This window comes from Microbacterium luteolum (genome assembly GCF_039533965.1).
GTDB classification, from domain to species: Bacteria; Actinomycetota; Actinomycetes; order Actinomycetales; family Microbacteriaceae; genus Microbacterium; species Microbacterium luteolum.
The window spans coordinates 403,400-415,693 of sequence record NZ_BAAAUN010000001.1 but is presented as its reverse complement, the minus strand read 5'-3'; the positions used below and the strand labels follow the sequence as shown (position 1 = coordinate 415,693).

At 66.9% G+C, this 12,294-nt stretch carries 15 protein-coding genes and 4 tRNA genes; 6 read left to right on the top strand and 13 right to left on the bottom strand.

Annotated elements, in window-relative coordinates; all coding sequences use genetic code 11:
• Positions 1 to 15: 15 nt before the first annotated feature.
• The 7 genes from ABD648_RS02060 to ABD648_RS02030 form a co-directional block, all read right to left on the bottom strand.
• Positions 16 to 471 carry a BLUF domain-containing protein gene (locus ABD648_RS02060; protein ID WP_282217069.1) on the bottom strand — a complete coding sequence of 152 codons (456 nt, stop codon included), beginning with the start codon at positions 469 to 471 and terminating at the stop codon, positions 16 to 18.
• Entirely contained in the window at positions 468 to 731 is a 264-nt protein-coding gene (locus ABD648_RS02055) for a hypothetical protein (RefSeq protein WP_282217068.1), read from the bottom strand. The genes ABD648_RS02060 and ABD648_RS02055 overlap by 4 nt, the downstream gene beginning before the upstream one ends.
• Positions 732 to 810: 79 nt before the next feature.
• Positions 811 to 1,083 (bottom strand): hypothetical protein, encoded by a 273-nt coding sequence (locus tag ABD648_RS02050; RefSeq protein ID WP_282217067.1) that lies wholly within the window; start codon positions 1,081 to 1,083, stop codon positions 811 to 813.
• Between the two features lie 52 nt (positions 1,084 to 1,135).
• Positions 1,136 to 1,540, bottom strand: a complete 405-nt coding sequence (locus ABD648_RS02045; protein ID WP_282217066.1) for a hypothetical protein — start codon at positions 1,538 to 1,540, stop codon at positions 1,136 to 1,138.
• Positions 1,541 to 1,936: 396 nt separating this feature from the next.
• A tRNA-Val gene (locus tag ABD648_RS02040) sits at positions 1,937 to 2,008 on the bottom strand.
• 30 nt (positions 2,009 to 2,038) lie between these two features.
• Positions 2,039 to 2,109, bottom strand: a tRNA-Cys gene (locus ABD648_RS02035).
• Between the two features lie 53 nt (positions 2,110 to 2,162).
• A tRNA-Gly gene (locus tag ABD648_RS02030) sits at positions 2,163 to 2,234 on the bottom strand.
• Positions 2,235 to 2,384: 150 nt separating this feature from the next.
• On the opposite strand from ABD648_RS02030, the gene ABD648_RS02025 reads away from it, so the two are divergent.
• Positions 2,385 to 2,457 (top strand) — tRNA-Val (locus ABD648_RS02025).
• 85 nt (positions 2,458 to 2,542) lie between these two features.
• On the top strand, positions 2,543 to 3,199 hold the full coding sequence (locus ABD648_RS02020) for a Pr6Pr family membrane protein (protein ID WP_282217065.1): 657 nt from the start codon (positions 2,543 to 2,545) through the stop codon (positions 3,197 to 3,199).
• 42 nt (positions 3,200 to 3,241) lie between these two features.
• Here ABD648_RS02020 and ABD648_RS02015 read toward each other — a convergent pair whose 3' ends face one another.
• A complete protein-coding gene (locus tag ABD648_RS02015; protein ID WP_282217064.1) occupies positions 3,242 to 4,324 on the bottom strand; it encodes a PQQ-dependent sugar dehydrogenase in 1,083 nt (360 codons plus the stop codon).
• Positions 4,325 to 4,431: 107 nt separating this feature from the next.
• Between ABD648_RS02015 and ABD648_RS02010 the strand changes: the two genes are divergently transcribed.
• Complete coding sequence (locus ABD648_RS02010; RefSeq protein ID WP_282217063.1) at positions 4,432 to 4,857, top strand: GIY-YIG nuclease family protein; 426 nt, start codon at positions 4,432 to 4,434, stop codon at positions 4,855 to 4,857.
• A 51-nt stretch (positions 4,858 to 4,908) separates the two neighbouring features.
• On the opposite strand, the gene ABD648_RS02005 is transcribed toward ABD648_RS02010, so the two are convergent.
• The gene (locus ABD648_RS02005) at positions 4,909 to 5,295 is read right to left on the bottom strand and encodes an SPW repeat domain-containing protein (RefSeq protein ID WP_282217062.1); all 387 of its coding nucleotides are present in this window, start codon (positions 5,293 to 5,295) and stop codon (positions 4,909 to 4,911) included.
• 215 nt (positions 5,296 to 5,510) lie between these two features.
• Here ABD648_RS02005 and ABD648_RS02000 point away from each other — a divergent pair, with 215 nt between their 5' ends.
• Complete coding sequence (locus ABD648_RS02000; protein ID WP_282217061.1) at positions 5,511 to 6,671, top strand: N-acetyltransferase DgcN family protein; 1,161 nt, start codon at positions 5,511 to 5,513, stop codon at positions 6,669 to 6,671.
• On the opposite strand, the gene ABD648_RS01995 is transcribed toward ABD648_RS02000, so the two are convergent.
• From ABD648_RS01995 to zapE, 3 genes are all read right to left on the bottom strand, one after another.
• Positions 6,637 to 7,224, bottom strand: coding sequence for a type II toxin-antitoxin system PemK/MazF family toxin (locus tag ABD648_RS01995; protein WP_282217060.1), 588 nt, complete (start codon positions 7,222 to 7,224; stop codon positions 6,637 to 6,639). The two genes, ABD648_RS02000 and ABD648_RS01995, sit on opposite strands and share 35 nt — an antisense overlap.
• Before the next feature lie 19 nt (positions 7,225 to 7,243).
• Positions 7,244 to 8,482, bottom strand: coding sequence for an ammonium transporter (locus ABD648_RS01990; protein WP_282217059.1), 1,239 nt, complete (start codon positions 8,480 to 8,482; stop codon positions 7,244 to 7,246).
• 134 nt (positions 8,483 to 8,616) lie between these two features.
• Positions 8,617 to 9,654, bottom strand: a complete 1,038-nt coding sequence (zapE, locus tag ABD648_RS01985; RefSeq protein ID WP_282217058.1) for a cell division protein ZapE — start codon at positions 9,652 to 9,654, stop codon at positions 8,617 to 8,619.
• A 145-nt stretch (positions 9,655 to 9,799) separates the two neighbouring features.
• On the opposite strand from zapE, the gene ABD648_RS01980 reads away from it, so the two are divergent.
• Both ABD648_RS01980 and ABD648_RS01975 read left to right on the top strand, forming a co-directional pair.
• Positions 9,800 to 10,693, top strand: a complete 894-nt coding sequence (locus ABD648_RS01980) for a sulfurtransferase (protein WP_282217057.1) — start codon at positions 9,800 to 9,802, stop codon at positions 10,691 to 10,693.
• 19 nt (positions 10,694 to 10,712) lie between these two features.
• A complete protein-coding gene (locus ABD648_RS01975) occupies positions 10,713 to 11,144 on the top strand; it encodes a SufE family protein (RefSeq protein ID WP_282217056.1) in 432 nt (143 codons plus the stop codon).
• Here ABD648_RS01975 and ABD648_RS01970 read toward each other — a convergent pair.
• Entirely contained in the window at positions 11,128 to 12,282 is a 1,155-nt protein-coding gene (locus ABD648_RS01970; protein WP_282217055.1) for an alpha/beta hydrolase family protein, read from the bottom strand. The two genes, ABD648_RS01975 and ABD648_RS01970, sit on opposite strands and share 17 nt — an antisense overlap.
• Positions 12,283 to 12,294 lie beyond the last annotated feature (12 nt).

The window sequence follows — 12,294 nt, the reverse complement described above, 5'->3', positions numbered from 1 at the left end:
CGCTGCACGGAGCGATCAGACTGTGACGCTGCGATCGGCCCGCACCCGGAACCACAGACTGAGCTCGGCCAACGCGCGAAGAGTGGTCGACCTCTCGTCGGCATACTCGAGGTCCGCGAAGGAATCGCGGAAGCCCGCCGGCGCATGGTCCCGCTCGCCCTGCAGACTCCGGTATCCCATGGTCCAGTCCTCGAACTGCCGTTCCTCGATGGGCTCCTCCATCAGGATCCGCATGTCGCGATGACGCACGTCCCGTCCGATGGTGCGGGCGAGTCCGCGCACGAGATGAGCGGGGCCCTCCAGAACCTGAATGAATCGCTCGCCGCGGTACAGCAGCATCCCGGTGATGTCGCGCGCACCGTTGAGGCTCCTGGCCTGCTCGAGAAGGTGCGTGAGGGCCGTCTCCCGGAACGGCGCAGCCGCTCGGCTCGTATACACGAGCGAGAGCAGCGTGGTGTCGTCCGCGCTCACAGCTGCACCACTCCCCTCAGCTGCTCGTCGGTGCCGTCATCCGGCGACGCCAGTGCCCCCGAGGATGAGACCGCGGCGGTCGCGCCGTCGAGGGTCGAGAAGCTGCCGAGAGCGCGCGAGCGTGCGTCGAACGCGGAGTAGCTGCCGTCAGGCTGTCGATCGACGTAGCCCAGGAAGTCTCCGCTGCGGCTGCCGACATGGAATCCTTCCTCGACGCACGCCCAGAGGACGTCGGAGGAAGCGGAGTGGGGATCGTTCACCCGTGAACACTATGAGGTCGCACCGATATTCTGCTTCCCCCTTGCGCAGCGGACATCGGCTGTGGCAAGGGTTGGGGGGTCAGATGCGACGCACCGAGAGCATCTGCCAGCCCTCAGGCACCTTGGCCTCGAGGGCCGCCATGTCGTCGGCTTCGATCTCCTGAGGTTCGTCGCGCCGCTGGAAACGCCCCTCGACGATACGGATGCCGCCGGGCCTCATCTCCACATGAGCAGTGGCCATGTCCCAGCCCGCCGGAGCCTGGGCGAGAAGCTGTGCCCGGAGCTCCGGGATGTCGGTGCCCTCGACGGTCGCGGTCTTCTTCTCAGCGGGGCGGATCAGGGCAGCGAGCATCCACCCAGCCTAGGCGAGGCGTCGAAGCGCCCGGCGCCGACGTAGCGACCGCTCATTCCTCGATCGAACAGCGATCCTTCGTGTCGAACCACCCGACGTTGTTCCATTGCCACTCGCCCGGTGTGAAACTCTCCGAGCGGATCCTCACCGAGGAGAAGACGGACGCACCGACGGCGATCGAATACCACTCGTCGTCGGGCGGCGAGAAGTGAACCACAGAGCCCTCAGAGGAGGCGGACAGAGCCTCGACAGGGTGCAGCTCGACACCCTGTTGCTGGTCGTCTGACTCGTACGAAACGGCGTACCAATCGTCCGCGTCGGAGACGCAAGTGACGTAGTCCACAGAACCATCGGAATTGATCCGAACAGCCGAGGCGTGGGTGGCAGTGCAGCCGGTGAGGACGAGCACGATACCGACCGCGGCAGGCGAGAGGGCTCGGCTGATCTGCTTGCGCATGCGTTTGAGGCTACGGCGAGTGATGTCGCTCTCGGATGCGGAGATGCGCGATCGTTACGCGGCGAGAGTCAGGGGTGGTCCCGGCAGGTCTGGGGAACCCTCGGGACCACCTGCCGGTGTTGCTGGGGACTTCACCGGCCCGTAGACCGCGATTTCCTGCGATCCATGCTCAACATACCGGTGAGGCCGTCGAGGCTGTCAATCCCCTAGCCGTGTCCGTGGTTCTCGCTACCGTTGTCAGCTGCAGCGGATGCGTGCCGTTCTGGGGAACGCCGCGCTAAGCCCTGCAACCTTGAGGCCTGTCGTCGTGTGAAGGGATACGGCGGCAGGCCGCTTCACTGTTCCCGCACTCCCCCGGGACACGAAAAAACCCCCGGAGAACCGGGGGTTTGTCTGTGCGCGATACTGGGATCGAACCAGTGACCTCTTCCGTGTCAGGGAAGCGCGCTACCGCTGCGCCAATCGCGCCTGTACAGGCTATTCAGTTTGTATGCGACGAGGTGGCGACGGGATTCGAACCCGTGTAAACGGCTTTGCAGGCCGGTGCCTAGCCGCTCGGCCACGCCACCGTGTGGATTGACCCCACGTGCTTCGAGTCTCCGAGAGAAACTCACTGCACTCGAGCGGATGACGAGATTCGAACTCGCGACCCTCACCTTGGCAAGGTGATGCGCTACCACTGCGCTACATCCGCATTTGTTCCCGGTTGACCCGGGCACTCATGAAACATTAGCCGAAGATCGGCGAGGGTCCAAACCGGAATCGAATCCCGCGCGTGTCTGGCCGAGTGGTCCTCACGGCCTCCGAGCGTCGGGTAGTATCTGTTGACGTACCCCACAGGTATGGGCGATTGGCGCAGTTGGTAGCGCGCTTCCTTCACACGGAAGAGGTCATCGGTTCGAGTCCGGTATCGCCCACAGAAAACCTCGGCAGATCCCAGATCTCCCGAGGTTTCTTCGTGTCCGGCACGGGACGGCGGCTGTCCACCAATATCTTGGTCTCATGAATCCGCGCGTCGCCGCCATCGTCTTCCGCCTCGCCTTCGCTGTACTCTCGCTCACGGCCGTGGGCGTGCAGTTCTTCGCCGTGACGATCCCCCAGGGCCACAGCATCCTCAACTTCTTCTGCTACTTCACGAACCTCTCGAACATCATGATCTCGATCGTGTTCATCGTGAGCGCCCTGCGGCTGATCTCCGGACGCAAGGATCCGTCCGAGTCCGACGTCGCGATCCGCGGCGGTGCCGTCGTCTACATCGTGTTCGTCGGGGTCGTGTTCAACACGATCCTCGCCGACACCGACCTCGGCGAGCTGATCCCCTGGGTCAATGTCGTCCTTCACATGATCGTGCCGGTCGCCGGCCTGGTCGACTGGATCATCTGGGCTCCGCGCCGTCGCCTTCCCTTCCGCATCGCGCTGTGGTGGATGGTGTGGCCGGCGGCGTACTCGATCTTCTCGGTGGCCCGCGGAGCGATCGACGGCTTCTACCCGTATCCGTTCTTCAACCCCGCGGCCTCCGGCGGATACGGCGGGGTCGCGCTGTGGTGCCTGGTACTGGTCGTCGCCTTCTTCGTCCTCGCGGTGCTCGTGCGCTGGATCGGGAACCTGCGACACCGAACCCTGCACTCGCGATCGGCCGCTGAGGCGACATCGCTCTGACGCCGACGGATCTGCCCCGATCGCCCCTCGGTCGCCGACGCGTCACCCGCGCGCGACGCGGACGATCCGATCGTCTCCCTCGGACGGCCCGCCGCGACCGTCCGTGTTGTTGGTGAGGATCCACAGCGCATCATCGGGTGCGACCACGATGTCGCGAAGACGCCCGTACTCGCCGACAAGAAGCTCGGTCGCCGCGCCGAGATCGTCGAGGGAGACCTCTCGGAGGCGCTCGCCCCGCAGGTTTGCGATCCAGAGCAACCCGTCCGCGACGGCGATGCCACTGGGACTGGCGACATCGGGAGTCCACTGCTGGACGGGATCGATGAATCCTGCACGGCCGGCGATGCCCTCGACCTCGGGCCAGCCGTAGTCGCCACCGGCCTCGATCACGTTCAGCTCGTCCCAGGTGTCCTGACCGAACTCGCTCGCGTACATCGTGCCACCCTCATCCCAGGCCAGACCCTGCGGATTCCGGTGCCCGTAGCTGTAGACCGGCGAGTCCTCGAAGGGATTGTCGGCGGGGATCGCTCCCTCCGGCGTCAAACGGAGGATCTTCCCGGAGAGAGAGTCGAGATCCTGCGCGCTCGAAGGATCTCCCGCATCGCCCACGGTCGCGTAGAGCATCCCGTCGGGGCCGAACGCGATGCGCCCGCCGTTGTGATTGCCGGCCGCGGCCATTCCGGATATGACGCTCTCAGCACGTCCCAGCGCGAGATCTCCAGCTGCGCCGGTGAGTTCGAAACGCTCGATGCGGTTGTCCTCCGGGCCCGTGAAGTAGGCGTAGAGGTAGTCGTCGAGGACGGCGATGCCCAGCAGCCCGCCCTCACCCCTCGGTGCGACACCCTCGATGACGCCGACCTCCCGCGCGCTGCCGTCGGCGGCGAGTTCGAGGATGCGGGCGGAATCCCGTTCGCTGATCAGAGCGACGTCATCGTGGAACGCGATGGACCACGGCACGTCCAGGTCCTGCGCCACGACGGTCGCCTCCCCCGGCTCCACCGACGACGACGCGGAACTCGTTGCCGCGGGTGGACGCGGGACGGGCGCGACCGTGCAGGCGACGAGCACGAGAACGGCGGATGCTGCCACACCCGCGCTCAGGATCCTTCTGGTCACCGCCGTCATCGCCTCTCCCTTCGCGCTGCCTTCGACACTATGCGCCCGCCCCGTTCCTCGAAACCATCGGTCGCTCCCGCCGCCCGGTGTCGGAGCCTGCTCCTATCGTTCGAGTCATGCCGTCGAATCGCGACCTGCCCGGCCCTTGCCTCCTCTGCGGAGGCGGCTCGGGGTCGCGCATCGGCAGCGCCTGGATCTGCGAGACGTGCGGCTGGCGGTACGGCGATGTTCCCGACAGTGATCTCCCGCTGCCGCAGATCGAGGTCGTCTACTACCTGCGGTACGACCGACGCGTGAAGATCGGCACGAGCAGACGCCCTCGGCAGCGGCTCGCGAGCATCAGACATGACGAGCTGCTCGCCTTCGAACGCGGCGGCAGGTCGATCGAACAGCAGCGGCACCGCGAGTACGCTGCGATCCGCGAAGGCGGCGAGTGGTTCACCCTCGACGCCGAGCTGCGCGCCCACATCACGCGCCTCCGCGCCGTGGGCGACCCGTGGCAGCTCTACGCACGCTGGTTCAGCGAGGCGCTCCGCGCATGACAGAGGCGCCCCGGGCCGGTGGGCCAGGAGCGCCTCTGCGGCAGGTGACGATCAGGCCGTGGCGACCCGACCCCGTGCGGTCGCCGGCTGCGGCTGGGAGAACAGCACGACCACGATGACCGCGGCGCCGACCACGACGTGCGGCAGCCAGACGTTCAGGGCTTCGCCAGAGAACCCGAAGATCCACGGCGACAGCGCCAGGAACAGGCTCGCGACGATGTCGAACACGAGGTGGACGGGCATCGGGATGAATCCGAACGGGCCCCACTCGTACTTGGTGAACAGGCTGTAGACGATCAGGCCGATACCGAGCACGATCGGGATGATGACGGCAGGACCGCCCATGCCGGCGAATCCGAAGAGCCACGGTGCAGCGATGAGGGCCACGCCGACGATGTAGTCGAGGATGCCGTGGACCTTGGTGGGGATGAAACGCATGATTCCTCCTTGAGCTTCGCCGCGATCGCGGCTCACAGATGATTCGTCGCACCCGGCGAATCGGATTGCTCGACTCGCGGCGGAGTCCCAGACCGCCCTGCTACGGTGAGCGAACCGGCATCTTGCCGGTATCAGGGAAGACTTCTTGTCGACCAACGGGCCGTTCTCGGCCATTTCGTTCTCCGTCGCCTCCTCTGTGCGATCCGAGGAGAGCCATGTCTCACCCATCCCTGCCCGTTGCTTCGAGCGATTCCTCCGCCCACTCCTGGGCCGAGCCGCAGCTCCCGACCGGCACGACCGCAGTCATCTACTGCGAGGGTCAGTTCGGCGAGCAGGACGGCAAGACCGCCAACGGGCTGGTCCGCCACTCCGAGAAGTACGAGATCCTCAGCGTCATCGACAGCACCCATGCGGGCGCGGATGCCGGCATGCTGCTCGACGGCACGACGATCGGCATCCCGATCCTCGACGGCCTCACCGCCGCGATCGCTCACGCCGGACACGTACCCGACTATCTGATCTGCGGTGTCGCGCCCGCCGACGGTCTGCTCTCACCCGGCCAGCGCACCGTGCTGCTCGACGGGATCGCCCGCGGTATGCACATCATCAACGGCCTGCACGAGTTCCTGACGGATGACGCGGAATTCGTCGCGGCGAGCCTGCTCGCCGGCGTCACGATCACCGACATCCGCCGCCCGAAGGAGAAGAAGGACCTCCACCTCTTCTCCGGGCGGATCTTCGACGTCACGTGCCCGCGGATCGCGATCCTCGGAACCGACGGCGCGATCGGCAAGCGCACGACGGCGACCCTGCTCGTCCGTGCTCTCAACGACCACGGCATCCACGCCGTGATGGTCGGGACCGGTCAGACGACGATCATCCAGGGTGGGAAGTACGGTGTCGCACTCGACGCGCTCGTCCCGCAGTTCTGCTCGGGCGAGGTCGAGAACCAGGTCGTCGCGGCCTTCGAGGGCGAGGATCCCGACGTGATCATCGTCGAGGGTCAGGGTGCGCTCAGCCACCCCGCGTACATCACCTCGGCGCACATCCTCCGCGGCAGTCAGCCGGCCGGCGTCATCGTGCAGCACGCCCCGGGGCGGAAGAACCTCGGCGATTTCCCGATGGTCGCGATGCCCACGGTGGAGAGCGAAGTCGCACTCATCGAGGCCTTCGCAGACACCAAGGTGATCGGCATAACGGTGAATCACGAGAACCTCTCGGAGGCTCAGCTCAGCGCGTCGATCGACGAGATCGAACTGAGCCTGGGTCTCCCTGCCACCGATCCTCTGACGCGCCCGCTGACCGAGCTCGTCGAGATGGTGCTGCAGGCCTTCCCGTCGCTCAGCCCGCTGCAGCCCAGCCGTAGCGGCGTGTGAGCGCACTCGCGACCCTGTCGTAGCGCCGACGGTCGAGCACGGCCGCCTCGCGCCGCAGGCCGTGCTCGTGCACGCTGTACAGCTGCTCGATGTCGACCCAGGACTCACGCCCCTGCGAGTCCCAGGAGCCGGCGCCGATCGCGAGGAAATCGCGGTCGCCGTCATGGGCCCGACTGGTCATGCGGACCGCGTACACGCGATCGGCCGACGCACGTCCGATGACGAGCACCGGCCGGTCCTTGCCTCGACCGTCGTTCTCCTCGTACGGGACCCAGGTCCACACGATCTCTCCGGCATCCGGCGCGCCGTCGCTCTGGGGCGAGTACCCGACGAGCAGATCGTCGATGCGCTCCGGGTCGATCCGGATCGTGGCCGTGCCACCGCCGCTCCCCCGGTCGTGCTGCACACGAGCGGGTCCGCGCGCCTCGGAGGATGGCCGCAGACGCGCGACCGGGCGCCTCGGACGATCTTCCGTCCGAGGCGCCCGGTTCGATCCCCGCAGAGTCTGCAGGAACTTCACGATTGCTGCGAGGATGCCGTCGGTGTTGCTCACACGGTCACCCTAACCGCTGTCATGCGTCCGCGAGAGCGTAGCCCTCCTCGCCGTGCACGACCTGGTCGACACCGGCGATCTCGTCTTCGTTCGTGACACGGAAGCCGATCGTCTTCTCGATCGCGAAGCCGATGATGAAGGCGACGACGAAGGAGTAGATCAGGACGCCGAGGGCGGCGATCACCTGGACGGCGAGCTGGCGGGCGTCTCCGCCGACGAACAGGCCGGTGCCGGTGGCGAAGAAGCCCAGGTACAGGGTTCCGATCAGACCGCCGACGAGGTGGATGCCGACCACGTCGAGGGAGTCGTCGAAGCCGAGACGGAACTTCAGCTCGACCGCGAGAGCGCAGACGATACCCGCGACGGCGCCGAGCAGGAGCGACCAGCCGGGCGTCAGGTTGGCGCATGCCGGGGTGATGGCGACGAGACCGGCGACCGCACCGGATGCCGCGCCGACCGAGGTGGGCTTGCCGTCCTTGATCTTCTCGATCAGGATCCAGCCGAGGATGGCCGCAGCCGTGGCACCCAGCGTGTTGAGACCGATGAGGCCGACACCGCCCATGTCCTCGGCGAGCCACTCCGCGCCGGCGTTGAAGCCGAACCAACCGAACCACAGCAGTGCGGCGCCGAGCAGCGTCAGCGGCACGTTGTGCGGCTTGAGGATGCCCTTCTGGAAACCGATGCGCTTCCCGAGGACGATGGCGAGAGCGAGGGCTGCAGCACCCGCGTTGATGTGCACGGCGGTACCACCGGCGTAGTCGATGACGCCGATGCCGCTGTCCTCACCGAACAGCGTGGTGCCGAGGTTCATGATCCAACCGCCGCCCCAGACCCAGGCGGCGACCGGGAAGTAGCCGACGGTGGCGAAGACACCCGCGAAGATCAGCCAGCTGCCGAACTTCGCGCGGTCGGCGATGGCGCCGGAGATCAGGGCGACCGTGATGATCGCGAAGGTGGCGCCGTACGCGACACCGAGAAGGGCGACGTTCGATCCCTCACCCGCGGCGAGGCTCGACAGACCGAAGTCCGCGAAGGGGTTGCCGGCGAAGGCGGTCGGGCTGTCGACGGCGCTCATGGAGAAGCCGAAGAGAATCCACAGCACGGCGACAAGGCCGATCGAGCCGAAGCTCATCATCATCATGCTGACGACGCTCTTCGCCTTGACGAGACCGCCGTAGAAGAAGGCGACGCCAGGCGTCATGAGCAGGACCAGCGCTGTCGCGGTGATCGCCCACGAGATGTTGCCGGGAGCATCCATAGGAAAACCTCACATCCGAAGTAATTGAGAGCTTCAGTGTGACGACGCGCGGTTTCGCGCATGCGTGAGGTTTGTTTCCCCGGTGTTACAGAAGGGCTCCGGGTGTGAACATCGCGTTACACGGGCCTGCGGGCTCACGCAGAATGCGTCAGCGCGTTCAGTCGCGAGATGGCGCGGAGGTACTTCTTGCGGTATCCGCCGGCGAGCATCTCATCGGAGAACACGGAGTCCAGACCGAGGCCCGTGGCGATGATCGGGAGCTGCGCGTCGTACACGCGATCCACGAATGCGACGAACCGGAGCGCCTCGGACTGGTCCGTCAGCTGGCGGACGCCGCGGAGACCGACCTGGTCGAGTCCGTCGATCACCCGGATGTAGCGAGACGGATGCACCTGGGCCAGGTGACGGATCAGATCATCGAAGCGGTCGTCGGATGCCGTGCCGGCGGTCGCGCCCGCCTCTCGCGCGGCGTCGTAGGCCTCGTCGTCGAGGACGACGGCGTGTCCGTCGAGAGCGCGCTGCCGGAAGTCGACGCCGTCGATGCGGATCGTCTGGAAGCTGTCGGACATCGCGTGGATCTCGCGAAGGAAGTCCTGCGCGGCGAAACGTCCTTCGCCGAGAGCGTTCGGAGGGGTGTTCGAGGTCGCGGCCAGGCGGGTGCCCGTCGGGACGAGCTCGCCCAGCAGGCGCGTCATGACCATGGTGTCGCCCGGATCGTCGAGCTCGAACTCGTCGATGCAGAGGAGATCGGCGCCCTTGAGCAGGTCGACCGTGTTCTTGTAGCCCAGCGCACCGACAAGTGCGGTGTATTCGATGAACGAGCCGAAGTACTTCCGGCGTGCGGGCATGGCGTGATAGATCGACGCGAGGAGGTGCGTCTTGCCGACGCCGAAGCCGCCGTCGAGGTAGACCCCCGGCTTGACCTCGGGCTCCTTCTTCGCACGGCTGAAGAACCCGCCGCGCTTCACCGGACCGCCGCGGCCGGCGAAGCGGATGAGCGTCTCCTTGGCCTCCTCCTGGGAGGGATAGGCAGGATCCGCGCGATAACTGTCGAACGTGGCCGTGTCGAACTGCGGCGGCGGCACCAGGCTCGCCAGCATCTCGGGTCCGCTGACGGCGGGCTGGCGCTCGGTGAGGTGCACGATTCCTGTGCGGCTGGTCGTGTCGGTCATCACGGTCCTGAATCGGGTGCGCACCTGTGTCGAAGTCTTACGATTCGGGCGCAGGGCGCGCTGCGGGGATCTATCGTCGAAGGGACGGCTCAACACTACGCCGTTCGCACCCACCCCCTCGTCCGCTCAATGCTTCGGAGAACCCATGGCCATCGAGTTCGATTCCTCCTCCCCCAAGTTCGCCGAGTACGCCGAACCCGGCCGCCTCGTGACAACCGAATGGCTCGCGGAGCGACTCGGAACGCCCGGACTCGTCGTGGTCGAATCCGATGAGGATGTGCTCCTCTACGAGACCGGCCACATCCCCGGCGCGGTCAAGGTCGACTGGCACACCGAGCTCAATGACCCGGTCGTTCGCGACTACGTCGACGGCGAGGGCTTCGCCGAGCTCCTCAGCCGCAAGGGCATCGCCCGTGACGACACGGTCGTCATCTACGGCGACAAGAACAACTGGTGGGCGGCTTACGCCCTCTGGGTCTTCTCCCTCTTCGGACACGAGGACGTGCGACTGCTCGACGGCGGCCGCGACCGCTGGATCTCCGAGGGACGCGAGCTCACACGCGAGGCCACCACGCGCCCCGCGACCGAGTACCCCGTCGTCGAGCGCGACGACTCCGCGATCCGCGCCTACAAGGAGGACGTCCTCGCACACATCGGCAACCCGCTGATCGACGTGCGCTCGCCCGAGGAGTACAGCGGTGAGCGCACCACGGCGCCCGCCTACCCCGAGGAGGGCGCCCTGCGCGCCGGGCACATCCCCACCGCGCAGAGCGTGCCGTGGGCCAAGGCCGTCGCGGAGGACGGTGGATTCAAGAGCCGCGCTGAGCTCGACGCGATCTACCGCGACGGCGCCGGCCTGAAGGACGGCGACGACGTCGTCGCCTACTGCCGGATCGGTGAGCGCTCGAGCCACACCTGGTTCGTGCTCACGCACCTGCTCGGCTTCGAGAACGTGCGCAACTACGACGGCTCCTGGACGGAGTGGGGCAGCGCGGTCCGGGTCCCGATCGTGACGGGCGCCGAGCCCGGCGCGCTCTGAACATGGGAGGATGTCAGGGATGAGCGCCAGCGACCTTCCTGACATCCTCGCCGACATCCGCGACGGCTTCCTGGAGACCCCCGAAGCGGATCGGCTGCTGCTGCTGCTCGAGTACTCCGACGAACTGCCCGCCGTCTCCGATGAGGTCGCGAATCATCCGGAGATGTACGAGCGCGTCGCGGAGTGCCAGTCCCCGGTCTACATCTACGTCGAGGTGAACGACGACATCGTCACCATGCACGCGACGGCGCCGCCGGAGGCGCCGACCACCCGCGGTTTCGCCAGCATCCTCGTCCAGGGCCTCACCGGGCTCACCTCCGACGAGGTGCTCGCCATCCCGGACGACTACCCCCAGTCCATCGGACTCACCAAGGCGGTCTCACCGCTGCGGATCGGCGGGATGACCGGGATGCTGATGCGCGCGAAGAAACAGGTCAGGCAGAAGCGCTGAAACCCTGCGCCTCGAGCCAGTCGGTGATCGCCGCCGTCCAGCCGGGCTGGTCGTAGTTCCAGATCTTCGTGTGCCGTGCGACGCTGAACTCCGGCATGGTCACGAGATCGGGGCGCGCCCGCTGCAGCGCCAGGGAGGAGTCGATCGGCACGAAGCCGTCGTCGGCGCTGTGGAGGATGAGCATCGGCGCGGTCAGCTCCCCCGACCGGGCGACCATGTCGAGGCGGTCGAACGAGATCGCGTCGTCCGCACCGCTGATGCGGGCGGTGAGAGGCCGCTGCAGGGCACTCATCGCCAGCTCCGGCAGCGGAGCACGGACTCCCGCGATCCGCGCCTGGAACCTCAGCACCGTGCGCCAGTCGACGACCGGCGACTCGAGGATCAGGCCGACGATGCGATCCCGGTAGCTCGAGTTGACCGACGCCTGCAGGGAGACGGCGCCGCCCATGGACCAGCCCATCAGGATCACACGCTCGGCCCCGTGGCGCAGCGCATAGGCGATCGCCGCATCCACGTCGCGCCATTCCGCGGTCCCGAGAGCGTAGGCACCCGCCCGGCTGCGCGGCGCCTCGGTGTCGTTCCGGTACGAGACGACGAGGTTGGGGAACCCCGCCGCGTGCAGGACCGGAACCGCTCGCAGGCATTCGACGCGCGTTGCACCCCGCCCGTGCACCTGGATCACCCACGTCGACGACGCCGCGGGGAAGAACCACGCGGGACACGGTCCTGCCGGTGATCCGATCAGCACGTTCTGCCAGGACAGGTGCAGCTCGCTCGGCGACGAGTAGTAGTAGCCGCTGAAGCCCGCGCCCCGATCCACCCGCGCGCCGGTCTCGATCTTGGTCAGGAGCTTGCGCCGCACACTGGTCGCATCGACGCCGAGGACCGCTCCCAGCTTCACGTAGCCGTACGTGCCCGTGGTGAACAGCCCGTAGCGACCCGGGAGCTCGGTGTCGGCCGTGCGCTCGAGTTCGATCGTCTGCGCGCCGGTGTCGACGGCGAGGATCTGCGTGTCGACCGGTCTCCGCATCGGGGTGACCACGCGTCGGGCCACTCCGAAAACGAGGAACGACAGCGCGGCCCCGAGCGCGAGCACTGCGGGGACAAGGAGTGCAACGGCGTGCCTGAGACTCTTCATCGCCTCCTGACT